Genomic DNA, 26,383 nt, shown 5'->3' on the forward strand with positions numbered 1-26,383 from the left:
TACTACTCTATCTTATCATTATTTCCCTATTGTTTCTTACAATAACCCCTAAAAAATGAAAGTCCAAGGATTAACTCTCTCGGACTTTTATAAATCTTATTGGTTGTTTAATTTACCTAAAAACTGCTTTTGTGAAAATGTAGCCCATTTTGGTATATTGCGCTTAACTTTAGCAACTACAACCGTCATATCATCATTAATGTCGCCATCACGTGAATTAATAACTTCTTCTAATAATAAATCTGCTACTGCTTGTGGGTCTTCGGTTTCAAATTCACTTAGCTTTCGTTTTAACCATGACTCTTTATTTTCTACATGTTTAGGGCCATCAAAAATTCCATCACTCATCATAATTAGTAAGTCTCCCGCTTTTAACTCCATACTAACTACATCGACCTCAAAGTCTTTAATAATACCCATTGGTAAATTACTTGCTTGAACCATTAAAACACGGTCGTTTCTTTTAATGAAACTCGGGATTGAACCAATCTTTAAAAATTTCGCCTTTGCAGTCTGTAAATCAACCATTGCTAAATCAAGCGTCGAGAATATTTCATCTGTCGACCGTAAAGAAAGGACTGAGTTAATCGATTTTATTGCTATGCTCTCTTCAATACCTGATTGAAGTATTTTCTGCAACAATCTTAGCGTTTCATTGCTTTCTAAGTGAGCTCTTTGCCCATTACCCATTCCATCACTAATAGCTATTGCATACTTACTTGAGGCTAACTCAATTGTTGAATAGCAATCCCCCGACAGCCAAGCTCCACCTTTAGCAGCATTCGCGACCCCAGTTTCAATCTCAAACGCTTTCGTCGATCCGAAAGTTATCGTACAAGGGTCATTAGGGTGTTCGCCGCCCTCTTTATTTTTAACAACTACCGTCTCTTGTAATACATCTGAAAGTAATGGTGCAAATAACTTTTCGAATTCACCTAACATATCCGGTCCTGGGAAAGTAATTTCTATATCTATTTTCCCTTCCTCTAAGCTATATATTTCAATTTGTAAAATCTCCAAGCCTAAGCTTTGAATTACTTCTAAAATTTGTTCTTCTTGATGATGATTTTGCATTCGTTCACGTTGTATTTCCTTCGCAAAGTCTTCCATCACTTGTGATACACCAAAAAGTTGATCAGCTACAAGCTTTCTACTTTCCTGCACTTGTCTTTTTAACTTTTTATTAGCCTGAAAATAATTTAATTCTTGTTTGATCGCATCGATTACTTTTTTTGATTTATAACAATAGTTATTCCATTCTCGAAGGAACACTTTGTTGCGGACTTCCTCATGCTCTTCAACTTCATCCATTATATTTTGCATATACCCATATGTTTTATTGAAATTTTCTGCCCAACAATATTCTTTTTTAAAGCACGTTTGACACGTTTTTTCTGTAACATTGCTCAGGAAATAATCAACCTCTTTATTTGACTCCTCATCCTCTACAGTGAGGCCATTATAAGAGAAGCTATTTGCTAAAGCTTGGAATAGGCTTGAAAATTGTTCAACACGATCCGCTGTTACATTTCGCACTTTTCTTAAATATTGTTGCTGTTCATTACTATATTCTTTTGTTCCAGGGATATAGGTAGATATTTTTTTAAAAATAAATATTGGAGTGAAAAAAAGTAATGCGATTGCGACAAATGATTCGTATAACGCATTTGTTAATGACTGACTATTTAATCCAGATAGTCCGATTAGTAACGTACTAATAATAAGAGCAATAGCTACTCCAAATTTTTTATTTTCTTTTAAAAGTCCACCTAACAACCCTGTAAAAGCTAGTAAACTCATTTGATATAAACTACTGACACTCGCTAAGCTAACTATTAAGCCAGTAACTACACCAACTGTTGTTCCTACAGCCACTCCCCCTGTATATGCAAAAACGATAACTAAGTATCTCGTAAGTATATTGGCTATAGATAAATCAAAGACAGTCCAGCCAATCGCTCCAGTCATTACTGAAGCTATTAATATCATTAAACTTATTATTTCCTCATGCCTTAACGCATGCCTTCTATTATTTGTTGTTAATAATGGCACACTTTGTAAAAAAATCATTGCTAACAGTAAACTTAGTCCGGCTTCTAAAAATGCCATCACTAATTCTAGTAATAAAAGATCTGGACCCACCATATACTCAAAACAAAGGCGTGTAATTAAACTTGCTAGAAAAATTGTAAATGGCAAAGTACGCTGATCACTTTTGCTACTAAAATTAATTAGTTTTCTTGTTATTAAAAAAACAGCTAATCCTGAAAATACAAAAACACTATTGATTGGATCTTTTGTTATACTCCCAGCAATTAGAGCCATTGCAATAAGTAAAGCTTTATCACGTTTAATAATGAAAACGGTTGCGAAAAACGGAATAGCAAAAGGCATAATGTCCGTTAATATTGCAGCTCTTCCTAGTAGAAAAGCGATAATCATTAAAAATAAACCTTTTTTTATTAAGACAGTTTCTAATTGCCTTCTTGTTCGTACAAAGAATGGTATTGTGTCTTTCATATGTTCAACTGTTGTTGAAACTCGCATTTTTTTCCCACCCTCCTATTTTTTCTCGCTTGTCCCATGCTTTTTTTCAATTAAAACATAGCTAGTTTTCAAACTTTGTCAAAATAAGAGTGGAAAACAGGTAAACTTATCGACGTTTTTCTTACATTATTGCTAAAACTTTAACTACTTCTCTTTTCTGAGTAATTAATAAACCGCCTAATGGCGGTTTATTTTCTTTGTGCATATAGCTTTAATGCTTCTAATATAAAAGCTTTATCATAGCTAGTTTTTTGATGGATTCTCGTAACCCACTTATCTATATTTTGTACCTCTTTATCATAAAACTTTCCTTTACTTGTACTTAACCAACTTTCCCAATTATAAAACTCCCAATGTGTTACTTCACCCTTATCGAAGATTCGACATTCTAATAACGGTTTCTTTCCTACTTTACGCTGAGATGTTTCAGCAGCTAGGAAAAATTCTTCATTACTTACTTTTGTTAAATCGTATGTCTGCTTACTTATTTTTCCGTTCGGTCTATAGTAGTTAATTGTAGCTTGATTTTCTTCTGCCTGTACTGCTACTTCCGCTGCCGGAAAGTAACCTGCTAACTTTTCTTCACTAAAACAACTAGAGCATTTATCTACTAAAATTGGTTGAATCCATTGATCACCTAAATCACATAAATAACGATTACCCTTTTCATCTAAAGCGATCGCCGCGACATGAGCATCTTCTGTATGTAAGTTCGTTCCGATGGGGTACGACTCAATTCCCGCTTCTTTAAATTCGTCTAACAGCCATATCGTTAAGTCAAAGCAATTACCTGTAATAAGATATTGCTCATAATGTTCTTTCATTAACGATACGCTTCTTTGCTTCTGCTTTGTACCTTGCTCATAAAACCACGCTTTCGTTAACGTTTCCATTGGAAAGCTATTAAATTTATTCCAAACTTTTAATATATCCTGGGGTGCTTTCATCTATTTATACCACCTTAGTTCAAACTTTTATAATCTTCCGGTACCTTCAACGTTTCCGCTTTAGTAAACCGTAAAGCAGGGTGCATAAAAACAAATATCCCTAAACAAAAAGTAAATATACTAGAAAGAAAGATGGTATGAATTGCTCCATAATACTCCCCTAACAAACCACCTACATAGACGCCTAAAGGTAGACCTAAACCACCTATTAAGCCATAAGCTCCAAAAACCCTTCCTCTTATCTGATTCGGAACAAGCCTTTGGCGCAATGTAGGTGCAACAATATTGTAAGGTGCATATACCGCTCCACCGAAAAACATGAAAGCAAACACAAGAAATGGAGTATCAACTTTCGTTAATAGGAACGGGACAATTCCCCACAAAATAATGACACTACCTAATGCGTGAGAATATGCGAAGTTCTTCTTAAAACGGACCCACAAAAATGCTCCTAACAATGAACCAATTGCGAAAAACGTCCACATAAGACCTAATGTTTCCGGTCCAGATTGTAAAACTTTATCGACGTATATTGGAAACATCGGTTCAAGCGGCCCATAAGCAAAATTAAATAACAAAGTTACAACAGCAATAACAATTAGAACAGGGAATTTAAAGATGAAAGTAAATCCAGCCTTGGTATCTTTGAAAAAGCTCAACACTCTTTGACTATTACTTTTATTATCATCTTTACTCGTATCTATTGTTTGGTCGCGCTGATATACTTCTTGAGGAATTTTATAATATAAAAATGAGGCAATGTAAAAGGCCAAAACATCTAGTAAAAGCGTAATTGGCGAGCCGAATGCTGCTACACAAAGACCACCAATAGCCGGACCAACTAAAAAGGCAATTTGCCATGACATTGTAAAAAGCGCATTTGCAGTTTCTAAATCATCTTCATGAATAAACGAAGGCAATATTGCTGAAGTCCCTATCGTAGTAAACGAAGATAGTATTCCATTTATGACTACAACTGTAATAATAAGCTGGAAGTTCAATAGATCAAACCAAAAAAGTAATGGAATACTTAAAAGTAATGTTCCTCTAATTATGTTTTCAAAAATCATTATGTTCCTTCTGTCATACTTATCTAAAATACCCCCGACAAATATACTCGATAGTAATGGTGATATTGTCGCTGAAAAGATGACAATTCCAATCGAAAGAGCGGAACCAGTAACTTCATAGACAAACCAAGCTAACGCAATCCATGAGACTTTTCGACCAAGTTGTAGTACCGTCATCGCGATTAAAAACTTTCTGTAGTACTTATTCCTTAATAGCTTTACATACTCATTCATTGAATAACTCCTTATAATAAAAAATCCTATTTGTTTTTTCTCGAGATAGATATACAAAATTATAACACTTTGAATAATTAATGAAGAAATAGTAACAGTACGAGGGTTGTTACTTTGATAAGAAGAATAAATAAAAAAACCTCATCATAAGATGAGGTTTTTCTATTTTTGATGACCCGTACGGGATTCGAACCCGTGTTACCGCCGTGAAAGGGCGGTGTCTTAACCGCTTGACCAACGGGCCAGAATTATTTACTTGGTAGCGGCGAAGGGGATCGAACCCCCGACCTCACGGGTATGAACCGTACGCTCTAGCCAGCTGAGCTACACCGCCAATATGAAAAACACAAGATTTATAATACAAAAATTAAGTTTATCCGTCAATATTTTTTCATGAAAAAAAGCACCTAAAATAGGTGCTTAATATTTCCAAGCAAGCAGTTAGCTAGCCACGCTTAGCTCCTCTGCCTCCGCGCTTTGATTCCGTATTGCGACGCAGTGAAGCTAAGTTTTCTTCACTATCCTTCAAGAAACGACTCATTTTCGATTCGAAATTTTCCATCGGCTTTCTTGGAGGTCTAGGTGAACGTTGTGGTTTTCCAGAACGTGGTGGTCTTGAAGAAGATGCCGCTTTATTCTCACTTTCGTTCGCCTTTTTAATTGATAGTCCAATCTTGCCATCTGACTCAACGTTGATGACTTTAACTTGAACTTCATCTCCGACCTTTAAAAAATCATTAATGTCTTTGACATAATTGTCAGCAACTTCACTGATATGAACTAACCCTGTAGCACCTTCTGGAAGCTCAACGAACGCTCCAAAGTTTGTAATACCTGTGACCTTCCCTTGTAGCTTGCTGCCTACCTCGATTGACATAAAAAAATTGCTCCTCCTTAAGAAATAAAAAAGTTAACATTACTTTCTTTATTATACGTTACAGAAAATTGCAATGTCAATTTGATGATGGCGGGGTTATGAAAACCTTCTCACCTTCACTTGACAAAAATAAGTCTCTTCTAGCAAGTTCTGCTATATATTCATTATCATTTAATTTAATAACTTCTTGTTGTAATTGCTTTTGTTCCTTCTTTAAAGTAACTAATTTTTCTTCCATTGCTTCTTTTTCTTTTAGTTGACTTGCAATTTTTGCGTCTTGATTGTTCATCATGACAAGCATAGGTACTGTAATTATAGTCATTATTACTACGAGTGCAATTAAACGGTTCTTCAAGTAATTACGCTTTGTATTAGTTTTAACTTGGACCTCATTTTCATACTGTGCGTATTCTGAATGAATTTGAGTAATCTTTCGTTTTCTTGCCGGTTCCATACGTTATTGAACCTCCTAACTCCGCCATTTCTTAATCCATTGCTTTACTTTATTCTGTAATAATACCCAATATCCTTTTCCTTTTAACAAAATTTCCTTCCCTTTGTGTAAATAATTTTTAATCTTTGTCGGAAGTAATGCATAAAGAAGCTTTAAGATCCAGGATATTATCGCAAGAAAGAATTTGCATATTGATAGGAATATGGTGTAAATTACCTTTCCTATCATCATACATAAAGCAAGAACTAGTTGCAACAGCCATATAATGGGCTTAATAATAAGTCCATTGATGAGTTTTCGCAAAAAACGATACAAGGTAATTGTAATGGAAATTAATCTTTCTAATAGTCTCATGTATATTGACTTGAATAAACTTTGGTACATTGCATATCCACAAAGTAATGCTAAAAAAACAAATATGCGAAGTTCACCCTCATTTACATTAAGTAAAACAAGGAAGATTAATAAACCTTGGCATACCCAAAACAAAAAATCATTAATAAATAATATAATCGATTTTTGCTTCTCGATAAATCGTTTATACGTATCAAGTGCAGCACCAACCTCTACCCCCATTGCTATCATAGCCAATGTAGTTAGAAATTGAACGGAAAGACTCATTTAAATAACTTGCTAAAGAACCCTTTAGCTTTCTCCGTTTGCTGCTCATCTAGGTATACAATATCAAATACTTTCCCTTTGATTGAGACATTCCCTTTATCTACATCTAAGTTTTTCATTGATAAGTTTTGACCACGAATCGATAAGTAACCCATAGATGTTTCCAGTAAAAACTCTTCATTATCAAAGCTTTCCACCTGTTTTACGCCGGTGATTTCTACCGCTCTCCTCCCTCTCATAATAATGTCATGCTGTGCTTCAGTTGCACCTTTATTCACTGTATTATTTTCATAATAGCGTTCCATTACTATCGCCTCCCTCTACCAAAATATTTATGAGAATTTATGAATAAATAGAACAAGCCCTCTATAAATCTTTGTAGAAAGAGAGTAATTTATTTCTAAAGGGTAAAAAACCCATCCTTTAAATGGATGGGTTTTCGATTCTTTCTTCTTTTACGATAGAGTAAAGTTCTTCTGCTTCAGCTTTTTTCGCATTCTCAGATATCGCTTCTACCTTTACCGTTAATATTTTTTGGCCAAATTTAAGTGTTAGCTCATCGCCGACTTTAACTTTTGTACTTGCTTTCGCTTCAAGCCCATTAATAGAAACACGACCACTATCTGCCACTTCCTTCGCTAGTGTTCTTCTCTTAATGATCCGCGAAACTTTTAAAAATTTATCTAATCTCATTTAATTACACCTCTCCCCAAATAAATCACTAAAATGCTTTTCCTCGTAACATTCTCTTAAGAATGCAAAAGTCCTGCAATTACATTTTATCTTTTCTTCGCTTGATTCCATAAGTTATCCATTTCTTCAAGAGACATATCTTCTAATTTTACGCCTGATTTTTTCGCATTTTCTTCAATAAAATGAAAACGTTTTTCGAACTTACGAATACAACTATTGATTGCGATTTCAGGGTCAATCTTCAAGAATCTAGTAACATTGACAATCGCAAATAATAGGTCGCCTATTTCTTCTACCTGCTTATCATAATCTTGTTGAAAAACTTCATGGAATTCTGTGACCTCTTCACGAACTTTTTCCCAAGCATCCACTACATTTGGCCAGTCAAATCCAACTTTAGCCGCTTTTTTCTGAATGGCATATGCTTTTAAAAGCCCTGGTAAACTTTTATTAACACCACTTAAATGTGAGTAATCGCTAGCATTTTTCTTTTCTCTATTTTTAATCTTTTGCCAGTTCTCGACAACTTGCTCTTCTGTTTGTAACTTTACATCTGCAAAAACGTGAGGGTGGCGGCGAATCATTTTCTCGCTTAAATTCTTAATAACATCGTCAATTGAAAAATAGCCATCGTCTTCGCCGATTTGAGCATGAAGTAATACTTGTAAAAGAACATCGCCAAGCTCTTCAATGAGATGGTCATCATCCTGTTCATCAATAGCTTCAAGAACTTCATAGCTTTCTTCTATTAAATATTTTTTTAGCGTTTCATGTGTTTGTTCTTTATCCCACGGACAACCGTTCGGTCCACGTAAAGTTGCAATGGTTTGACGCAGAAACTCAAAATTACGATAAAGTACTTCTTCCTTTTTTACAGGTGGAACATATACAGAAGTTAAATTACTAAGAGTCACCGCTCGGTCTAATTCATGTAATTTTACGGTTTCTATCTTTTCTTCCATACTACCCGCAGCTGTTACAATTTTAACTTCATAATCATCTGGCAATAGCTCCATTAATGTTAACTTCACCTCTGAAGCGATAAAGGCATCATAAACTTGGCTAATAATGATATGATGACGTACTTGTAATTCGTTCCGCTTCAACACTGTTCCATCAACAAATTGACACCCATCGTTCGGGTCTATTTTAAGTGCAGTAAACAGAGTGTCCAGAAAGCTTTGGCCTCCCGCAATATTTATTTTATACCCGCGTTTTTTTCCTTCTTCTAATAATAATTGCACTGTACTCTCTGCAACCATTGGATGTCCTGGTACTGCATAAACTATATCTTTCGTTTCAGCTTCACTTAATAGCTTTTCCGCGATAGTAGCATATACGTCTTCAAACGCTTTATTTTCCTCATATATATTGTCATATGAACAATAGTGAACACCTTCTGTTTCTAAATAGGGTACAACTGGGTGTTCCTTCGTACGTAAATATAACGCTTCCGCCTCTTTTAATATTCGTAATGTACCTAGTGTGATCTGCTGCTCATCACCAGCACCTAGACCAATAATTTTAATAGATTTACTCACAATATCATCCTTCTTATCTTTCTCTTTTTAATATTGGAATTTTTTTTGCGATAGGAAGAGCCTTAAGTTCCTCTTCAGAATAAACACCGACAAATATAATCGTCCCAAGATAAACGGCTACTCCTAGAACTGCTGTACTTAGGGCAATAAAAGCTGCTCCTAAGCGCGTGTTCATATGTAAGTGAAGGAAATCACTTATTAAAAATTGCCAACTACTGCACGCAACAATTAGGAAGATTGTTGCTAATAACATTAATAGTATTTTTTTTAATGAAGGTATACAACCTCCAACTTTTCTAAGCATTGCAATGACATTTAATAATGCAATAAAAGAAAAACCTATTACTGTGGCAAGAGCAGCTCCTTTCGTTGCATATATAGGAATTAAAGCTAGAGATAATATGATTTTTAAAATAATACCATAAGTGACGTGGCGAGCAGTCAACCCGATATAACCTACACCTTGTAGCACAGCCGATGTAGTAGAAGTTATAGAACTGAAAAGGATTGAAAAACTTAAAATAAGTAAAACATCTGTTCCTTTTCCGTCTGTAAAAAGCATAATATTTACAGGTTCGATTATAATTGCTAGTCCAGCAACTGCTGCAAGCCCGAATAATAAACTAGTTCGCAACGCTAACTCCGCTTTACTTCTTAGTTCTTCCCATTTCTTTTGCGCAAAAACAGTAGCTAACATCGGAATAAGTGGTAATGCAATTGATGTAGCAATAACTGTTCCTAGCTGTATTAATGGTTGTCCTCGATCATAAACACCTTTCATGATTTTAGCTTCCTCTACGTTAATACCTATTGTTTTTAATAAAGGAACCATCGTAAACGCATCAATTGCCTGAAATAAAATTAAGGCCATTGCGCTTAAACAAATCGCAAAGCCATGCATATATATTTTCTTTATAACAGTTGTATACCCGTTGACCTTCTTAATGTGCATTAAGAAAGCTCGATATGATATGTCTTCTCTACTAATTAAAAATAATAAAACACCTGCAAAGAACACTCCTATTATTGATCCAAATGCAGCACCAGTACCTACCACATAATCTCCAAAACCGTTTTTAACAAAAATGTATGTAAACGTTAATATTACCGTAATGCGTATAACCTGTTCGATAATTTGAGTCATAGCTGTCGGTTTCATGTCGCCCAGTCCTTGATAATACCCGCGAACAACAGCGACAAATGGGACAAATAAAAAAATAAAAGAAATTGCTCGAATCGGCAGTACCAATTGATTGTCTTGCATAAATGAAGCGATAACAGGGGCTCCTAAATAAAAGATTAGAAATATTACTAATCCAGCTATTTGTAAACTAATAAAGGATAACGCCAAAAACTCTTGGAGCTTCTCTTTGTTTTTAACTCTATATTCTGCAACAAATTTAGAAATTACAACTGGAAAACCAATCGTTGCAAAAATGATTGCCATCCCATAAAAAGGATATACTTGTTGATAAACATAAAATCCGATATCTCCAGCCATATTTTGATACGGCACTCGATATATTGCAGAAATTACTTTTGTAATTACTCCGGCTATTGATAATATAATTGCACCTTTCAATAGCGTTCCTTTACTCATTACCTCACCATCCACAAACACAAATATCAATTGTTTCATTATATCATAATAAGAAAAGCTGATGCTCCCGTTTAGCGCCGTATAACCTTATCGTACTTCGACTCGAAATAAAGGAAACACGATGAGCTTTGCGAATCGATGTTGACTTATCGCAAACGAGAAGTATGAAGTTAACTAGTCGCTAGGAGTCGAAGCTAGACAGATAAAGAAAAGCTGAAGGAATCGCTAATTTCACTAAACACGCCGATGTCCTGTCGGCAACGTGAAATTCCTCGCAACCTAGCTTGTGCATAAAAACGGGCAAAGGAAAACGAAAAAGAGGCAGCATAGCTGCCCCTTAACATCTTATTGTTCCATTTGTCTTGCAAGAAAGTTTGCTGCAGTTTCTACTAGCTTTTGCTCAACGTCACCCATCGACTTCTCGTCTTTGGATATAAACAACACTGCACCAATCGGATCTCCGCCTGCAATAATTGGGGCAACAATAAAAGAAGAAATCTCTTCTCCATGCCCATCAATAATTTCCGTTTCACCTTCTGGACTTTGTAAATTTGTTGATCTTTCATCCATTGTTTTCTCAACAACTTGTCCTATGCTTTTGTTTAAGTATTCTTTTTTGGATCCACCAGATACTGCGATGAACGTATCGCGATCTGCAATAAGTACTAAATGACCACTGCTATCATAAAGAGAGTCAGCGTATTCTTGGGCAAAATGACTTAATTCACTTATTGGAGAGTACTTCTTCAAAATTACTTCTCCATCTCTGTCAACAAAGATCTCTAAAGGGTCGCCTTCTCTAATTCTTAATGTTCTTCTAATTTCTTTCGGTATTACTACGCGACCTAAATCATCAATACGACGAACAATTCCTGTTGCTTTCATCTAGTGATGCCTCGCTTTCATCTTTGATGTTTTTATTGGCGCTTCATAAAAGACTTACATCTAATGAAGATTTCACCATTAACTTGGTTATAGTATCCTTCTCTTGCCAAGAACTATACATTTTGTCCAAATTATGAAGAAGAAATTGTATCTCTTTTTAGGTCCTTCATTTTTATCAAGAATTTTTCCACTAATAGTAGAGCTTCAGACATCGCTATTCCTTTAGCGTTTACGCCAACTTTAAACTTTTTATGGTCAATTAATATAGGCGATTGAAATTTCCTTCCAAAGTCTGTTACTGCACCATAAAGTAAGGCAGGATCTGTCTCATTTGAACCTTCTTCTGTAAACAATATTTCAATTACATTTCTTCGCTCTGAAATAGATTCCACTTTATGCTTTTGTGATAATATTTTAATTGATGCTACGCGAAATAAATCTTCAACTTCTCCAGGGTACTCTCCGAAGCGATCAATCATATCTGATTGCAAATCAAAAATATCTTCTTTTGTCTGTAACGCTCGGAATCGTTTGTACATATCGATCTTTTGTTTTGAGTCTTCTATATAGTGATCAGGAATATAGGCATCAACTTCAAGGTTTAGTTCTACATCAGGTGTTTTCTCTTCCTTTTTCAACCCACGTTTTTCTTCAATTGCTTCCTGTAACATTTGAGAATATAAATCAAAACCAACTGAGTCAATATAACCATGCTGCTGTGCACCTAATAAATTTCCTGCTCCGCGTATTGCTAAATCACGCATAGCAATTTTAAATCCGGAACCAAGCTCTGTAAATTCTTTAATGGCTTGTAACCTTTTTTCCGCAACCTCTGTTAAGACTTTATCTCGTTGATATGTGAAGTAAGCATAAGCAACTCGATTGGATCTTCCGACTCTTCCTCTCAATTGATAAAGTTGTGATAATCCCATTTTATCTGCATCTTCTACAATTAATGTATTTACATTTGGAATGTCAACGCCAGTTTCTATAATCGTTGTGCTTACGAGGACATCATAATGCCCTTCAAGAAAATCAAGAATTACTGCTTCTAATTCATTTTCGTTCATCTGTCCATGCGCATAGGCAATTTTAGCTTCTGGCGCAAGCATTGATAAGGATTCTGCTTTTTTCTCAATGCCTTCAACTTTGTTATATAAATAAAAAACTTGACCATCACGAGCCATTTCACGTTCAATTGCTTCACGTATTAGCCCAGGGTTTGATTCTACAACATACGTTTGAACCGGATAGCGGTTTTCCGGTGGTGTTTCAATAACAGATAAATCGCGGACACCTAATAGTGACATATGAAGTGTCCGCGGTATCGGTGTTGCCGTTAACGTTAAGACGTCAACGTTTGTTTTTAGTTGTTTTAATTTTTCTTTATGCTTAACCCCAAAACGCTGTTCTTCATCAATAATTAATAAGCCTAAATCACGGTACGTTACATCTTTTGATAATAGTCTGTGCGTTCCTACTACAATATCAACAGTCCCTGCTTTTAACCCTTTTGTTGTCTCTGCTTGTTGCGCCTTCGTTCTAAAACGACTTAACAGACCAATATTTATCGCATGATCTTGAAACCTTTCTGTTAACGTTTCATAATGCTGTTGCGCTAATATCGTTGTCGGGACTAAAAATGCTACTTGTTTGCCATCGACAATTGCTTTAAATGCTGCACGAATAGCCACTTCTGTTTTCCCGTAACCAACATCGCCACATAATAAACGGTCCATCGGTTTTGTATCTTCCATATCCTTTTTTATTTCGTTAATTGTACGTATTTGATCATCCGTCTCTTGATATGGAAAAGAATCTTCAAATTCCCTTTGTTCTGAGCTATCTTCAGAGAAAGCATAGCCTTTTGCTGCTTCCCTTGCTGCATATAACTTAATTAGGTCATCGGCAATGTCTTCAACAGATGAGCGCACTTTGTTTTTTACTTTTTTCCAATCGCTTCCGCCAAGTGCATATATTTTAGGGTCTTTTCCTTCGGATCCAACAAACTTTTGCACTTGTTCAATTTGATCCACTGGTACGTAAAGCTGATCATTACCTGCATACTTTAAATGCAAGTAATCTTTATGTATACCGTTCATATCTAATGTTTTAATCCCTAAGTACTTCCCAATACCATGATTCACATGAACGACATAATCGCCAACTTTTAACTCACTGTAGCTTTTAATTCGTTCAGCATTAGACATTTTTTGCTTTTTAACTGGTTTTCTGACGCGTTGCTTAAATACTTCTGACTCCGTAATTACAACCAGCTTAAGCATTGGTAATTCAAATCCCGCACTTACACTAGAGGCAATTATTTGTGGGCGTTCAGAATTTATAATTCCATCTCTACTAATATCAGCTTCTATTTTATAATCGTATAGTGCATTTCTTAACCGCTTTGCTCGTTCTTGGTCTGCCGCTAGGAAGACAACTGTTTGATTCGCTCTTTGCCAACGGTCTAGTTCATTTTTCAATAAATGCAGTTGCCCATGAAAGTTTTGCATAGATTGACTAGGTAAGTTAATAAGTTTTTGTGGGTTCGTATTAGTCACATGGCGCATCATAAATGTGAAATATATTATAGGCTTATTATTTTGTGCCATTAACTCTTGAAAAGAATGAGATAAATTAAAGTTTGCTAAAAAGCCTCCTTGTGTTAGCAGTGTTGTCTGCCATTCCGCTTCTTCCTTTTCTAATCGTTCAGCTGCATCGTAAACTCTGCTCAATTCATCAATTAATACTAGTCCATCTTTTGGCAAATAGTCTAGCAAACTATGTTTCTTTTCATAATATAAAGACATGTATTTATAATATTGATCAATAGGTTGATGTTGTTGAAGTTGTTCTAATTCATGGCCAATTTGCTCTGATAGAAGACCTTGAATTTTTTTATCTTTCACTGTTTTTAGTGTTTTTGCTAACTCTTCCTTTAATAACATTGCAGCCCTGTCATATTGCTCATCAAAAAGAAGTGTTTCCTTTGCAGGTCCATATGTAATTTGCTCGAGCGTCTTTTCAAACGAACGTTGACTTTCTGCGTCAAAATAGCGAAGTGAATCTATGTCAGTATCAAATAATTCAATTCGAACTGGATTTTCTTCAGTTAGTGGATAAATATCAATAATTCCACCTCTTATACTGAATTGTCCAGGGGTTGTTACCATTGAAGTTCTTTCAAATCCCATCCCTAACATCATTCCCAAAAAATGATCCAGGTCAATTTCTTCTCCTAATAGTAAAGAAATTTGACTACTCTTCCACATTGCTTTTGGCGGTAAAATTCTTCTAAAACCAGCAACTGGTACAATCACAATACCACGGTTTTCTCTACTCCAGTGATTTAATACTTCAAGGCGTTGTCCTTTTAGTTCTGGGCTCGCTATTGCAATTTCAGAAGCTATTAGATCGTTAACGGGATATAAAAAAATCTCATTCTCAGACACAAGTTCACTTAAGTCGTCATAGAGCTTTTGTGCTTGAAATAAGTTATGAGTAACAATTATCTGGGACTTTTTCGTTCTTTTATAAAGTGAAGCCATGTAAAAAGATCGAGCTGATCCTCCTGTACCCGAAACTAATTGCTCAGATAATCCTGCTTCTACCCCGCTTATGACACTATTTATTTCTTCAGATTTTGCAATTAAGTCTATTAGTCTTTCCAAAGGAATCCCCCCTCCTTTTTACAACGGAAAAATGCTTTGGTCCTCACCAAAGCTACTGTATGAATGTTTCTAATTCATGAAATTGTGGATTTCGTTGCAATGCTTCCTGACAATCTTCACAAATTGTTTTCACCGTCATATCACCATTTGTTTTATAATCAATCATTTCTAATCGTTCACTATCATTTAAATGATCGAATCCTAATTGTTGTGCAGAAACAGATTGTTGATCTAATTTACCAACTTGATGGTTACAATGCCTACATACATAATTTATTGCCATCTATATAAAATCCTCCTTAATTGCTCACACTTTTTTTCTAGTATGAACAATCGGAGTTAAAAATATGCATTAGTTAAATTCGTTCATTACATTTAAGAACGGTGTATCTAACCACTTCTCACACGCATCAGCTGCTTTTTCTACCGCTTCATTAATTAGTTGTTGCTCCTCTTTATTAAATGTTCCTAAAACATAATTTGGAACACTCATCCCACTTGGTGGGCGATCAATTCCGATACGAACACGTTTAAATTTTTCTGTGCCTAAATGTTGAATTAATGATTTAATTCCGTTATGACCGCCAGCACTTCCTTTTTGTCTGAGGCGAATCTTACCATGAACTAAATCTAAATCATCATAAATGACAACTAAATCTTCTATATCAATATTGTAGTAGTCCATAATTGGCCGAACCGCTTCACCTGAAAGGTTCATATACGTTAAAGGTTTTATGAGAATGACTTTTTCCCCATTCATTACTGTTTGTCCATATAATCCTTTACTTTTTTCTTTGTTCAATGGTACATTCCATCGATTTACTAATAGATCAACAACATCAAATCCTACATTATGTCGCGTATTATCATACTTTCTACCTGGATTTCCTAAACCGACGATACACTTCATTGAGTTACCCTCTTTCTCCCTTTACTTTATGTATTATTTAGCGAAAAAAGACGTAACCAAATGGTTACGTCATATTTATTCTTCTCTTTCTTCACTCGCGCCATTTATAATATCTGGCTCACCAGCTACATCACTCTCTGCATCTGGTTTGTCCTCATATGTTTTTGGAGGTAGCACTGATACGACAACTTCTTCAGCATCATGTTGAATATCGTATGGACAATTTTCACTAATATCCTTTACTTGTAATGACTCATTAACCTCAAGGTTACTAACATCTACATGAATTACATCAGGTACTTCATTAGGAAGAGCTCTTACTTTCAATTGTCTTACACCATGTTGAACAAGACAATCTTTCGGAGCATTTGGACTCCCCTCAAAATGTACCGGAACTTCTGCAGTCACTTCTTTGTTCATATCAACTTCAAAGAAATCAACATGAACATAATCATTTTTCAATGGGTCCCTTTGTGCTTCATGTATCATAACAGAATGGTTCCCATCGCCATTAACTAATGTAAACACACCATGCTGTCCAACTTGTTGATAGAGTTTTTTAAATTCCGAACTATCAACGTAAAGCAATTCATTTTCTGGCATATTAGTTCCGTAAAGAACAGCCGGGATATTACCTTCATCTCTAATACTTTTTAAAACAGACCCTGTTGTGTCGTGTCTTGTGTTTGCTTGTAATTCCATTTCCATATTTATCACCTTTCCATCAAAAAAGATTTCACATTATATGTTTTCCCATGATGGAGAGGAATCAAACATTAAATTCCTTAATCGAACAATTTACTTACAGAAAGTTTCTCATGCACACGGATAATTGCTTCACCAATAAGTGGTGCTACTGAAAGTTGAGTAATTTTTCCGATCATCTTTTCTTCTGCTAATGGAATTGTATTCGTAACTACAAGTTCCTTTATTTTTGAATTTTCGATTCTTTCAATTGCTGGTCCTGAAAGAACTGGATGTGTACAACATGCATAAACTTCTTTTGCACCACTTTCAATTAATGCACTAGCTGCTAAAGTAATCGTTCCAGCAGTATCAATAATATCGTCAATTAGTATACATGTTTTCCCTTCAACATGACCAACAATGTTCATTACTTCTGCTACGTTTGGCTTCGGTCTGCGTTTATCAATAATTGCAATTGGTACGTTTAAACGGTCTGCCATTTTACGCGCGCGAGTAACACCACCATGGTCTGGTGAAACAATAACTAAATCCTCAAAGTTTTTCTTGCTAAAATAATCAGATAAAATAGGTACACCTAGCAACTGATCAACTGGAATGTCGAAAAATCCTTGAATTTGGGAAGCGTGTAAATCCAAACTAATTACACGTGTTGCACCAGCTGTTTCTAAGATATTTGCTACTAGTTTAGCTGTGATTGGTTCACGAGCACGGGCCTTACGATCTTGACGAGCATATCCATAATAAGGCATAACGATATTAACCGTTTTAGCAGAAGCACGTTTTAGTGCATCAATCATAATTAACAGTTCCATTAAATGTTCATTTACAGGGTCACTTGTTGATTGAATGACGTAAACATCACAGCCACGAATGCTTTCTTCTATATTAATTTGTACTTCGCCGTCACTAAAACGCGTAACTGTACTTTTCCCCATAGGGACGCCAATCTTTTCAACAATCTCTTGCGCTAAATCACGATTTGAATTTAAAGTAAAAACTTTCAAGTTTGAATCAGAATATGGCATGAAATGAAACCCTCCGAATTATCTCTTATTAGTCTTTTTTAACGTAATTTTCTTTGTTTGTTTGTCTACTACGAGCGATTGATAATGCACTTGCAGGGACATCATCTGTTATTGTTGACCCTGCTGCAACATATGCTTCTTTTCCGACAGTCACTGGTGCAATTAAATTTGAATTACAGCCAATAAATGCCCCATCTTCAACCTTTGTTAAAAACTTGTTTTTACCATCGTAATTAACTGTAATTGAGCCACAACCAATGTTTACATTAGCACCAATTTCTGCGTCTCCTAAATAACTTAAGTGCGATGCTTTACTTCCTTTCCCAAAGGTAGATTTTTTAACCTCGACAAAGTTTCCAATCTTCACTTCATCAGAGATAGTTGAAAGTGGGCGAATATGCGAAAAAGGTCCGATAGTTACATCATTACCAATTTCACTTTGTGTAATTACTGACTGTTTAATTTCGTTACCATTTCCAATTGAACAATCTACAATTTCAGTGTTTGGTCCAATGATACAATCATTACCTATTGTTGTATTTCCACGAATAACTGTTCCCGGATAAATAATTGTATCTTGCCCAATAATTATATCATCCGAAATATATGTATTTTCTGGGTCAATTAAAGAGACACCATTTCTCATATGTTGTTCATTAATGCGCTTTTTCATAAGAACTTCAGCCTTCGCTAGTGCAACACGGTCGTTTACACCTAACGTTTCGTCAAAGTCACTTGTTTGGTAAGCAGATACAATTTCACTAGATGCTTTTAAAATTTCTATCACATCAGGCAAGTAGTATTCACCTTGTGCGTTATTATTATCTACTTTTTTAATCGTAGCAAATAATGCTTTATTATCAAAACAGTATGTCCCTGTGTTAATCTCAGTAATCTTTTGCTCTTCTTCACTAGCGTCTTTTTGTTCCACAATTTTAGCTACATTACCAGATGCGTCGCGAACAATTCTTCCATATCCGAGTGGATTTGCTGCTTCTGCTGTTAGAATTGTTACTTTTGCTTGGTTAGTTTCATGATGATTTATTAACTGCTCCATTGTTTCTGCAGTGATTAAAGGTGTATCACCACAAACTACAATAGTTGTTCCTTCTTTATCTTCTAAAAATGGAGCTGATTGCTGAACTGCATGTGCTGTACCTAATTGCTCATGCTGCATTGCAAATTTCACTTGTCCATGTAATTGTTTTTCTACTTCTTCTGCACCGTAACCAACAATCGTTACAATCTCTTGACAAGAAAGTTTATTCACTTGATCTACGACGTGTTGGACCATTGGTTTACCGCAAACTGGGTGTAGAATTTTATGTAAATTTGATTTCATTCTCGTACCTTTACCTGCTGCTAATATTACTGCAAATCTATTTGACATTAATTGCACCTCCATTAACCTACTTATCCATTAACGAATATATCTTAAATCTATAATTAATTCAAGAAACATGGCGTTCATGAGCTGTATTAATAATAAAACTATTTAAAAAGCTAAAATGAATAAAAAAAAGAACCTAAACCACTAGGGTAGGTTCTTGCTTGGCATTATTATGCCCCTGCTTCTTCAAATTCAACTTCCATTTCCCCAACACGGTGATACTCAGCTAAAACTGTATCTTGAATTTTAGCACGGGTACCCGAATTAATTGGGTGAGCGATATCACGGAATTCTCCGTCTGGAGTACGCTTACTTGGCATTGCAACAAACAAGCCGTTATTACCATCAATTACACGAATATCATGTACAACAAACTCATGATCTAGTGTAATGGAAGCGATAGCTCTCATGCGTCCTTCCGTATTTACACGGCGTAATCTTACGTCAGTTACTTCCACTTGTAGTCACCACCTTTAAGGAATATCAGAAACTTTATTTTATGAATATTCTCTATCGGTAGCTCAAATCCTTCTTTTTTTGTAAAATTTTTAATAAATTTTCTAAATTTTATAATATTTTTTATTTTTTCTCTTTTACTAGTGCAATAACTTCCATTTCAATTAAGGCATCTTTAGGAAGTCTAGCTACTTCTACACACGAACGAGCTGGTTTATGAGTTTCGAAGTATTGCTCATATATTCCATTAATAATCGGAAAGTCATTCATATTTTTAATAAAAAGGGTTGTTTTAACTACTGTTTGTAATGAAGCGTTTGCCGCTTCTAATACTGCTTTCATATTTTCAAATACTTGATGTGTTTGTTCTTCAATACCGCCTGTTATCATTTCACCTTCGGGAGTTAAAGGAATCTGACCTGAGCTATAAAACATATTATTAATAACTATACCTTGAGAATAAGGGCCGATTGCTTTTGGAGCCTTATTAGTTTGTATCGCCTTCATGTTTCACACTCTCCCCACTAGTTAAGAACTCTTTGTAATTTCCATCGGTGACAGAAATTTGTTTGGAAGTTTCATCTACTTCGTCGACTTTAACTAACGAAACATAATCATTTATTAGTTTTGCTTCTTTGTCTTGTGCTTCAATGAGCACGCCAATACCTGCAACTTTCGCCTGAAACTCATTTAATAATGAAACCATGCCTGAAATAGTTCCACCAGCTTTCATAAAATCATCAACAATTAAAACATTTGAGCCAGTTTTTAAACTACGGCGCGACAATACCATAGTTTGAATTCTTTTTTGTGACCCTGAAACATAATTAATACTAACCGTCGAACCTTCTGTTACTCTTGTATCTCGGCGGACAATAACAACAGGAACATTTAAAAATGAAGCAATTGAATAAGCGAAAGGTATTCCTTTTGTAGCTACCGTCATTACAACATCTATTTTTCGATCTGCGAAGATTGAAGCATATAAACGTCCTATTTTTTTCATCAGGCGAGAGTCACCTAAAATATCGGTCATAAATAAATAACCACCTGGAAGAAGGCGTTCTGAATTAGCTACGGTTTCTTTCAAGTCAGAAATAACTGTACTAGCTTCTTGTTGATTAACAAGAGGTATGTATAATACTCCTCCAGCAGCCCCAGCAACTGTTTTTAAGGTACCAATACCTTCATGCTCAAAACTACTTTTTATTATCCCTAAATCTTCACTAATAGAAGATTTTGCAGATTGATATCTTTCCGAAAAATAAGATAAAGATATTAGTTCATGTGGTTGATCCAATAACACCCTCGTCATATCGACGAGACGAGCACTTCGTCTTAATTTCATGTGTTTCACTCCAAAAAGTTCCTTATTTATTTAAATGGTGATTCGCCTAAGATCCGAACAGCATAAACTTGATTGCAAAAACCTCTTAAACCATTATAAATTCTTTGCATTCTAGATTCGTGCTCTGTAATAGCAAAGACAGTTGGACCACTTCCACTCATAAGCACTCCATCTGCACCAAAACGTTGTAATTGTGTTTTTAATTGTTTGACTTCAGGATATTTTTCTAACGTGACAGTTTCAAGAACATTCCCTAATGATTGGCATATTGTAGAATAATCTTGCTCTTCAATCGCTTTTATCATCTGGTCAACATTTGGATGTGTTACATTTTCTAAGTTTAACTTACTGTATACGTCAGCTGTGGAAACGCCAATAAAGGGCTTAGCTAAAATAACCCAACAAGGAGGTGGCGCGGGTAGATGTTCGATAATTTCACCTCTACCAGTAGCAAGTGCAGTTCCTCCATACACACAGAATGAAACATCTGAGCCAATTTCAGCACCAAGAACTGCTAGTTCATCTAAAGACAAACCGAGCTTCCACATTTTATTTAAACCTCGCAATGTTGCTGCTGCATCACTACTACCCCCAGCTAGTCCAGCCGCTACAGGGATTTGTTTATCAATGGAAATAGTTACTCCCTCATTGACTTGAAAGCGTTCCTTCAAAAGTGCTGCTGCTTTATATGCTAAATTGCGTTCATCATTTGGAACGTATCTACTATGTGAAGAAATAGTTATTTTATTTTCTTTTAACGGTGTAAGCTCTATCCTATCTGCTAAATCAATCATTGTCATAATCATCTTTACTTCATGAAAGCCATCTTGACGTTTATGTAGTACGTCTAATGCTAAATTGATTTTGGCAGGAGCTTTTTCTAATATTCTCATTTGCTCACCTACTTATAAGCTGTGCATTACTTGGATTATTGTACCATAAATTAAGTTATTTGAAGTAATGAAACTTAAAATACCGAAGCGATAGCTTCGGCATTTATGCAACAATGGAAACTAGTGTTGTTTATTAACAAGCTGCTGCTCAGCGATTTCAATGGCTCTTTTAACCATATTACCAGCGTCACGGGCACGAATTCCGCCCCAACCTTCTTTTTGAACAACATCATAGAACCCTAGTTCTTTAGCTAATTCTTCTTTCATATGCTCTGACATTATTCCTCGCCGTCTGCTCAAAATAACAACGCTCCTTTCTTGTTGCCTTATTAGTTTGAGTAAACGGAAGAATAGTTATTACGAATAATTGTTGTCATATTTCCCATAAAAAGAAAACGAGACAGTTATTGGTTTTTAGATAAAGAAAAAAGCAGTTAGACTATTGCCTACTGCCCACCTGCTGCTATATCTGTAGATGCTCCTTCAAAGAATGTTATTTCAACTGTTTCCGTTAGTACGTCTGCGTAACTATAAGAAACACGTTCAAACGCATTTTCATCTTGATCTAATTTAACAATAAAGACTGATGGATACGTTTCTTCGAGCACTCCGGAACGTTGAATTGTCTTACGTCTACCACCATTTGCTTTAAGTGTTAAGCGCTTACCAACATTCTCATCAAGTGAACGTTTAATGTCCATTAAGGTTTTTCCCATCTACTACACCTCACTTATGTAAATTATAACATTTTTGGGGCGGTTTCGTCAAATAAACATTAAATTATAGCAATGAAACAAATTATTTGTCAATCGCTTTTTCAAAAATGTCATATACATATTTTGCTAAAAAAGTGAGAAATTATGTACATAAAAAAACCTTTCATACATTCTACGTATAAAAGGCCACCTAATTATTCATCATTATTTTCCTTATAAGGCATGCCAGTTCGTAATATCCCGCGTGTTTCTATGCCACCTAAACCTTCATCTCCGGTTAAGGTATTTCGCAATACGTCCCATACATTTATTCTTTCCATGAACGATGTATAGCTTATTTTTGCAACGATATATACAGGGTCGAGCGCGTGAATATTAATTCTCCCTGGAGAGCTAGCAAAATTTGCGCCTGCACGTATTAATGATTCAAAGTGAGATTGACAAGCCCCAGCAAATATCACTAACTGGTCAAGTTGCGGTTGGTATTGCCTTGCTTTACGAACGCTATCAGCAAAAAATTGTGAATGTCGATACGCTTTAAGTTCACTTTTATTTCCCTTATTTTTAGAGTAAGCATCATGCCCGGTAATCACTAAAATATCTGGTTTAACTTTTTCTAACAGCTCTTTAACTTTAAAAGGCATTTCACTTTCTTGCATATGAATACCTTGTACAGGAATACCTAACTTCTTATAAAGAGCTAAGCATTTATTTAAGTAAATAGGATCTCCATCAATATGAAGAACACGACCTGGTATTTCAAAAAATAATTTCTTCGTGCCATATCCGGAAGTCGCATTATACTCCGAACGTTGCTTTAATAAGTGATAATCTTGCCTAAATAAACGGTATGATGTATCTTCTTTTTCTTTTGTTTGGCTACGTTTTGCTTTTTTTTCACTAATATTGACTACTACTATGTCATCAATCGGTGCATCAGCAACTAAACGATAATCTTCTCCATATAACTCTACAGTATTATCTTCTTTAACAGTGACGACCCGAAATAGCATGTCACAATCGTATGAACGTCTTCCGACGATATCTCCCACTTTAATATTCATAATCAATCCTCCTAAGAGAGACCGTTTAACGAGTAACGAGTACATCTCTTTTTAGATTATGAAACGGGAAAGTAATTAGTGATTATTCTTTTAATAAATGATGTAATTCATCGCTTAGTTTTGCAAATTCCTCAATTGATAAAGTTTCGCCACGTCGTTTAGGATCAATTCCTGAAGCATTTAAAGCTTGTTCCACTTTATCTTTCTCATCTTTCCCGAAGAAACTTTTTAAATTATTAATAATTGTTTTTCTTCGTTGAGCAAAACTAGCTCGGACAACTTCAAACATAAATTCTTCGTCTTTTACAATTGCCAGTGGTTCCGTTCTTTTCGTAATTTTTATTACTGCAGAGTCAACGTTAGGCTTTGGTATAAAAACGGTGTGAGGAACAGTCATTACCGTTTCCGCTTCAGCAAAGAATTGGATAGCTATACTTAATGACCCGTACTCTTTTGTACTTGGTTTGGCCGCAATTCGGTCCGCTACTTCTTTTTGAATCATAATAACGATACCTCTGATCGGTAAATTATCGTTTAGTAATTTTAATATGATTGGAGTCGTTACATAGTATGGTAAGTTTGCTACAACCATGATATCTTGTCCATCTGAGAAGTTCTCTTCTATGACAGCGTGAATGTCCGCTTCAAGAACATCTTGATTAATGACTTTTGCATTTTCATAAGGCTCTAATGTTTCCTCTAAAATAGGAATTAATCGTTGGTCAATCTCAAAAGCAACAACGTTTTTTGCTTTTTTAGCTAATCGCTCTGTCAGTGAACCTATACCAGGTCCAATTTCAATAACACCGCTATCTGGCGATAAATCCGCTGCGGAAACAATATTATTTAATATATTTTGATCAATTAAAAAATTTTGTCCTAAGCTCTTTTTAAATGAAAAGTTATGTTTCGCAATTATCTCTTTCGTTCGTTGTGGAGCTGAAATATCTTTATTCATCTTCTTCCTCCTGTAACACTTTAGTCATAGCATCTGCAAATAACTCATTACTAATTTGGAACATCTGCAATCTTTTATGAAGCTGTTTTCCGTTTGTATAACCTATTTTCAGTATGCCACCTAATTTTTCTCGTCTTTTTTTCGCTTTATTACCTGCAATTAAACCAAAGTAGATGAGATCTTGGTACGTTATTTCTTCTACCGTTTCGATAAACTCTTGCATCGCGTTCTGTAATGCTTTTTTTATTATTTCAGGAGAAGCATGTTCAACTCCAATCCCCTTCCCACTTTTAGGTCTTGCATCTTTCTTTTCTATAAATGCATGCTTACAACCAGGTACTTGTTCTCTAATTTGCTGACGAATTTTTTGGCCAGGATAGTCTGGGTCTGTAAAAACTATGACACCTCTTATCTCTTGCGCATGCCTTATTTGCTCAATTGTGCTTGGCGATAGTGCTGAACCATTTGTTTCAATTGTATCGGCATTAACTGCTCGCTTAATTGCAACTGTATCATCTCGTCCTTCTACGACGATAATTTCTTTTATTTTCATTATTACACCAACTTCTCAAATGTTCATTGCTATATTATAACAGAAAAGCTGAAACTTCCGGTAAGCGACGTATCGACGTATAAACTGGAGCACTTTGAACCAAAATAAAACACACAGAGGCAAGGGAAAAAGATACAACGTTAAATAAAAAAACAGCAGATGTACATCTGCTGTTAGAAAAATTAATTTAATATAGTTATTTTTACTTTCTTACGCCCAAACTTTCTAGCTTCATCTTTTGTCTTTACATAAATATCAATCTTATAGCCTTTGATCGCACCACCAGTATCTCCAGCGATGGCATACCCATAACCTTCAACAAAAACTCTAGTTCCCAATGGTATAACTCGTGGATCTACTGCAATAACTTTCATATCAGGATTCTCTAATAAATTTATTCCTGTTGCAGTTATTCCAGTACAACCACTATCACATAATGCTGTATACGCTGTTGCAACTACTTCAAATGTCTCACCAGCTGGCATTTGTTTATACGTTTGAACTACTTTTGGTTTAGTACCGACTGCTATTACATGCTTAACTGGCTCTTTTGTAACCTCTTCTTCAACTAAAACTCTAGCAACTTTCTCGCCATTCACATACGTTACTTCAAATTGCTTTACTTTAGTACCTACTTTTCCATTTTGAATAATTTTTTTCTTCCCACTCGTAAGCGTTGCATCTTTTTTGTTTTCAACCGTATAATCAATTTCTTCTTCTACGGTTACAATTTCTTTATCGATACGAGTAATAGTAATTTTTTGTCCATGGACAAGCGGCTTCTCGAGCTTAGGCTCAACTTTATCCCATTCACCTAACGTAATGTCTTGTGTTTTTAATAGGTCAGCAACTGTTGTTACTGTAGACCATACTTCCATTTTCTCTTTACCATCTGTCAATTCCACCATAACTGCCTGTTCATACGTCACTTCCATATGTGCAGTAACTGGTTCATCTTTGGCATGCGATAATTTGTCATGCTCTGAGACGGTAATTCCTTGTTCTATTAATACTTCTTCTACGGTTATAGCATCTGAAAGAACTGCTCTCTTTTCACCGTTAACAGTGATCGTTAATGGTGTTTGTTGTAAATCGAAAAATAACAAACTACTTAAAATAATCATGATTACGCCACTTGCAATAATTGCTACAGTTTTTTTCTTCTGTAATCGTTTCATGGTGTGACCCCCTTTATTTTTAGGAGCTTTCAGATGTTTAAACC

27 protein-coding genes and 2 tRNA genes are annotated in these 26,383 nt (G+C 35.4%); all 29 read right to left on the reverse strand.

The genetic code is table 11. The features are described from left to right. Positions 1–96: 96 nt before the first annotated feature. The 29 genes from spoIIE to CIB95_RS15170 all read right to left on the reverse strand — a co-directional run bounded on the left by spoIIE (position 97) and on the right by CIB95_RS15170 (position 26,339). The gene (spoIIE, locus tag CIB95_RS15030) at positions 97–2,547 is read right to left on the reverse strand and encodes a stage II sporulation protein E (protein ID WP_094926508.1); all 2,451 of its coding nucleotides are present in this window, start codon (positions 2,545–2,547) and stop codon (positions 97–99) included. Between the two features lie 188 nt (positions 2,548–2,735). Beyond that, complete coding sequence (locus CIB95_RS15035) at positions 2,736–3,494, reverse strand: hypothetical protein (protein WP_094926510.1); 759 nt, start codon at positions 3,492–3,494, stop codon at positions 2,736–2,738. A 14-nt stretch (positions 3,495–3,508) separates the two neighbouring features. Beyond that, complete coding sequence (locus CIB95_RS15040; protein ID WP_094926511.1) at positions 3,509–4,798, reverse strand: MFS transporter; 1,290 nt, start codon at positions 4,796–4,798, stop codon at positions 3,509–3,511. Between the two features lie 172 nt (positions 4,799–4,970). Continuing rightward, a tRNA-Glu gene (locus CIB95_RS15045) sits at positions 4,971–5,042 on the reverse strand. Positions 5,043–5,055: 13 nt separating this feature from the next. After that, positions 5,056–5,132, reverse strand: a tRNA-Met gene (locus tag CIB95_RS15050). 111 nt (positions 5,133–5,243) lie between these two features. Continuing rightward, the gene (locus CIB95_RS15055; protein ID WP_094926513.1) at positions 5,244–5,675 is read right to left on the reverse strand and encodes a S1 domain-containing RNA-binding protein; all 432 of its coding nucleotides are present in this window, start codon (positions 5,673–5,675) and stop codon (positions 5,244–5,246) included. A 76-nt stretch (positions 5,676–5,751) separates the two neighbouring features. Beyond that, the gene (locus CIB95_RS15060) at positions 5,752–6,129 is read right to left on the reverse strand and encodes an FtsB family cell division protein (protein WP_094926515.1); all 378 of its coding nucleotides are present in this window, start codon (positions 6,127–6,129) and stop codon (positions 5,752–5,754) included. A gap of 15 nt (positions 6,130–6,144) precedes the next feature. Beyond that, positions 6,145–6,750 carry a spore cortex biosynthesis protein YabQ gene (yabQ, locus tag CIB95_RS15065; protein WP_094926517.1) on the reverse strand — a complete coding sequence of 202 codons (606 nt, stop codon included), beginning with the start codon at positions 6,748–6,750 and terminating at the stop codon, positions 6,145–6,147. After that, entirely contained in the window at positions 6,747–7,055 is a 309-nt protein-coding gene (yabP, locus tag CIB95_RS15070; protein WP_094926519.1) for a sporulation protein YabP, read from the reverse strand. Before yabP ends, yabQ begins: the two co-directional genes overlap by 4 nt. Before the next feature lie 118 nt (positions 7,056–7,173). Beyond that, the gene (locus tag CIB95_RS15075) at positions 7,174–7,443 is read right to left on the reverse strand and encodes an RNA-binding S4 domain-containing protein (RefSeq protein ID WP_094926521.1); all 270 of its coding nucleotides are present in this window, start codon (positions 7,441–7,443) and stop codon (positions 7,174–7,176) included. A gap of 86 nt (positions 7,444–7,529) precedes the next feature. After that, a complete protein-coding gene (gene yabN, locus CIB95_RS15080; RefSeq protein ID WP_094926523.1) occupies positions 7,530–8,984 on the reverse strand; it encodes a bifunctional methyltransferase/pyrophosphohydrolase YabN in 1,455 nt (484 codons plus the stop codon). 13 nt (positions 8,985–8,997) lie between these two features. Further along, positions 8,998–10,584 carry a putative polysaccharide biosynthesis protein gene (locus CIB95_RS15085; RefSeq protein WP_158217650.1) on the reverse strand — a complete coding sequence of 529 codons (1,587 nt, stop codon included), beginning with the start codon at positions 10,582–10,584 and terminating at the stop codon, positions 8,998–9,000. 345 nt (positions 10,585–10,929) lie between these two features. Next, positions 10,930–11,469 carry a stage V sporulation protein T gene (gene spoVT / locus CIB95_RS15090; protein ID WP_094926527.1) on the reverse strand — a complete coding sequence of 180 codons (540 nt, stop codon included), beginning with the start codon at positions 11,467–11,469 and terminating at the stop codon, positions 10,930–10,932. A 131-nt stretch (positions 11,470–11,600) separates the two neighbouring features. Then, positions 11,601–15,140, reverse strand: coding sequence for a transcription-repair coupling factor (mfd, locus tag CIB95_RS15095; protein ID WP_094926529.1), 3,540 nt, complete (start codon positions 15,138–15,140; stop codon positions 11,601–11,603). Positions 15,141–15,192: 52 nt separating this feature from the next. Further along, complete coding sequence (locus tag CIB95_RS15100; RefSeq protein ID WP_094926530.1) at positions 15,193–15,423, reverse strand: anti-sigma-F factor Fin family protein; 231 nt, start codon at positions 15,421–15,423, stop codon at positions 15,193–15,195. Between the two features lie 69 nt (positions 15,424–15,492). Further along, on the reverse strand, positions 15,493–16,050 hold the full coding sequence (gene pth / locus CIB95_RS15105) for an aminoacyl-tRNA hydrolase (RefSeq protein WP_094926532.1): 558 nt from the start codon (positions 16,048–16,050) through the stop codon (positions 15,493–15,495). A gap of 75 nt (positions 16,051–16,125) precedes the next feature. Further along, a complete protein-coding gene (locus CIB95_RS15110; RefSeq protein WP_094926534.1) occupies positions 16,126–16,758 on the reverse strand; it encodes a 50S ribosomal protein L25/general stress protein Ctc in 633 nt (210 codons plus the stop codon). A gap of 77 nt (positions 16,759–16,835) precedes the next feature. Further along, entirely contained in the window at positions 16,836–17,783 is a 948-nt protein-coding gene (locus CIB95_RS15115) for a ribose-phosphate diphosphokinase (RefSeq protein WP_094926536.1), read from the reverse strand. 28 nt (positions 17,784–17,811) lie between these two features. Beyond that, complete coding sequence (glmU, locus tag CIB95_RS15120; RefSeq protein ID WP_094926537.1) at positions 17,812–19,173, reverse strand: bifunctional UDP-N-acetylglucosamine diphosphorylase/glucosamine-1-phosphate N-acetyltransferase GlmU; 1,362 nt, start codon at positions 19,171–19,173, stop codon at positions 17,812–17,814. A gap of 170 nt (positions 19,174–19,343) precedes the next feature. Then, positions 19,344–19,631 carry a septation regulator SpoVG gene (gene spoVG, locus CIB95_RS15125; RefSeq protein ID WP_094926539.1) on the reverse strand — a complete coding sequence of 96 codons (288 nt, stop codon included), beginning with the start codon at positions 19,629–19,631 and terminating at the stop codon, positions 19,344–19,346. A 121-nt stretch (positions 19,632–19,752) separates the two neighbouring features. Further along, the gene (locus CIB95_RS15130; RefSeq protein WP_094926541.1) at positions 19,753–20,136 is read right to left on the reverse strand and encodes a RidA family protein; all 384 of its coding nucleotides are present in this window, start codon (positions 20,134–20,136) and stop codon (positions 19,753–19,755) included. Continuing rightward, positions 20,117–20,977: a pur operon repressor gene (purR, locus tag CIB95_RS15135; protein WP_094926543.1), complete on the reverse strand. Its 861-nt coding sequence runs from the start codon at positions 20,975–20,977 to the stop codon at positions 20,117–20,119. Before purR ends, CIB95_RS15130 begins: the two co-directional genes overlap by 20 nt. A gap of 26 nt (positions 20,978–21,003) precedes the next feature. Then, the gene (gene ispE, locus CIB95_RS15140) at positions 21,004–21,870 is read right to left on the reverse strand and encodes a 4-(cytidine 5'-diphospho)-2-C-methyl-D-erythritol kinase (protein ID WP_094926545.1); all 867 of its coding nucleotides are present in this window, start codon (positions 21,868–21,870) and stop codon (positions 21,004–21,006) included. A 120-nt stretch (positions 21,871–21,990) separates the two neighbouring features. Continuing rightward, positions 21,991–22,170 (reverse strand): small, acid-soluble spore protein, alpha/beta type, encoded by a 180-nt coding sequence (locus tag CIB95_RS15145; protein ID WP_094926547.1) that lies wholly within the window; start codon positions 22,168–22,170, stop codon positions 21,991–21,993. Positions 22,171–22,316: 146 nt separating this feature from the next. Next, the gene (gene veg / locus CIB95_RS15150) at positions 22,317–22,586 is read right to left on the reverse strand and encodes a biofilm formation stimulator Veg (protein ID WP_094926549.1); all 270 of its coding nucleotides are present in this window, start codon (positions 22,584–22,586) and stop codon (positions 22,317–22,319) included. A 194-nt stretch (positions 22,587–22,780) separates the two neighbouring features. Further along, entirely contained in the window at positions 22,781–23,650 is an 870-nt protein-coding gene (gene yabG / locus CIB95_RS15155; protein WP_094926551.1) for a sporulation peptidase YabG, read from the reverse strand. A gap of 82 nt (positions 23,651–23,732) precedes the next feature. Next, positions 23,733–24,608: a 16S rRNA (adenine(1518)-N(6)/adenine(1519)-N(6))-dimethyltransferase RsmA gene (gene rsmA, locus CIB95_RS15160; protein ID WP_094926553.1), complete on the reverse strand. Its 876-nt coding sequence runs from the start codon at positions 24,606–24,608 to the stop codon at positions 23,733–23,735. Further along, entirely contained in the window at positions 24,601–25,161 is a 561-nt protein-coding gene (rnmV, locus tag CIB95_RS15165; protein ID WP_094926555.1) for a ribonuclease M5, read from the reverse strand. The genes rsmA and rnmV overlap by 8 nt, the downstream gene beginning before the upstream one ends. Positions 25,162–25,343: 182 nt before the next feature. Further along, positions 25,344–26,339 carry a G5 and 3D domain-containing protein gene (locus tag CIB95_RS15170; RefSeq protein ID WP_094926557.1) on the reverse strand — a complete coding sequence of 332 codons (996 nt, stop codon included), beginning with the start codon at positions 26,337–26,339 and terminating at the stop codon, positions 25,344–25,346. Between the last annotated feature and the right edge of the window lie 44 nt (positions 26,340–26,383).

Source organism: Lottiidibacillus patelloidae (assembly GCF_002262935.1).
GTDB classification, from domain to species: domain Bacteria; phylum Bacillota; class Bacilli; order Bacillales; family SA5d-4; genus Lottiidibacillus; species Lottiidibacillus patelloidae.

Coding starts and splice junctions, on each gene's coding strand:
- spoIIE (WP_094926508.1), bottom strand. CDS start 2,547: ATGCGAGTTTCAACAACAGTTGAACATATGAAAGACACAATACCATTC.
- CIB95_RS15035 (WP_094926510.1), bottom strand. CDS start 3,494: ATGAAAGCACCCCAGGATATATTAAAAGTTTGGAATAAATTTAATAGC.
- CIB95_RS15040 (WP_094926511.1), bottom strand. CDS start 4,798: ATGAATGAGTATGTAAAGCTATTAAGGAATAAGTACTACAGAAAGTTT.
- CIB95_RS15055 (WP_094926513.1), bottom strand. CDS start 5,675: ATGTCAATCGAGGTAGGCAGCAAGCTACAAGGGAAGGTCACAGGTATT.
- CIB95_RS15060 (WP_094926515.1), bottom strand. CDS start 6,129: ATGGAACCGGCAAGAAAACGAAAGATTACTCAAATTCATTCAGAATAC.
- yabQ (WP_094926517.1), bottom strand. CDS start 6,750: ATGAGTCTTTCCGTTCAATTTCTAACTACATTGGCTATGATAGCAATG.
- yabP (WP_094926519.1), bottom strand. CDS start 7,055: ATGGAACGCTATTATGAAAATAATACAGTGAATAAAGGTGCAACTGAA.
- CIB95_RS15075 (WP_094926521.1), bottom strand. CDS start 7,443: ATGAGATTAGATAAATTTTTAAAAGTTTCGCGGATCATTAAGAGAAGA.
- CIB95_RS15085 (WP_158217650.1), bottom strand. CDS start 10,584: ATGAGTAAAGGAACGCTATTGAAAGGTGCAATTATATTATCAATAGCC.
- spoVT (WP_094926527.1), bottom strand. CDS start 11,469: ATGAAAGCAACAGGAATTGTTCGTCGTATTGATGATTTAGGTCGCGTA.
- CIB95_RS15100 (WP_094926530.1), bottom strand. CDS start 15,423: ATGGCAATAAATTATGTATGTAGGCATTGTAACCATCAAGTTGGTAAA.
- pth (WP_094926532.1), bottom strand. CDS start 16,050: ATGAAGTGTATCGTCGGTTTAGGAAATCCAGGTAGAAAGTATGATAAT.
- CIB95_RS15110 (WP_094926534.1), bottom strand. CDS start 16,758: ATGGAAATGGAATTACAAGCAAACACAAGACACGACACAACAGGGTCT.
- CIB95_RS15115 (WP_094926536.1), bottom strand. CDS start 17,783: ATGCCATATTCTGATTCAAACTTGAAAGTTTTTACTTTAAATTCAAAT.
- glmU (WP_094926537.1), bottom strand. CDS start 19,173: ATGTCAAATAGATTTGCAGTAATATTAGCAGCAGGTAAAGGTACGAGA.
- CIB95_RS15130 (WP_094926541.1), bottom strand. CDS start 20,136: ATGAAGGCGATACAAACTAATAAGGCTCCAAAAGCAATCGGCCCTTAT.
- purR (WP_094926543.1), bottom strand. CDS start 20,977: ATGAAATTAAGACGAAGTGCTCGTCTCGTCGATATGACGAGGGTGTTA.
- ispE (WP_094926545.1), bottom strand. CDS start 21,870: ATGAGAATATTAGAAAAAGCTCCTGCCAAAATCAATTTAGCATTAGAC.
- veg (WP_094926549.1), bottom strand. CDS start 22,586: ATGGGAAAAACCTTAATGGACATTAAACGTTCACTTGATGAGAATGTT.
- yabG (WP_094926551.1), bottom strand. CDS start 23,650: ATGAATATTAAAGTGGGAGATATCGTCGGAAGACGTTCATACGATTGT.
- rsmA (WP_094926553.1), bottom strand. CDS start 24,608: ATGAATAAAGATATTTCAGCTCCACAACGAACGAAAGAGATAATTGCG.
- rnmV (WP_094926555.1), bottom strand. CDS start 25,161: ATGAAAATAAAAGAAATTATCGTCGTAGAAGGACGAGATGATACAGTT.
- CIB95_RS15170 (WP_094926557.1), bottom strand. CDS start 26,339: ATGAAACGATTACAGAAGAAAAAAACTGTAGCAATTATTGCAAGTGGC.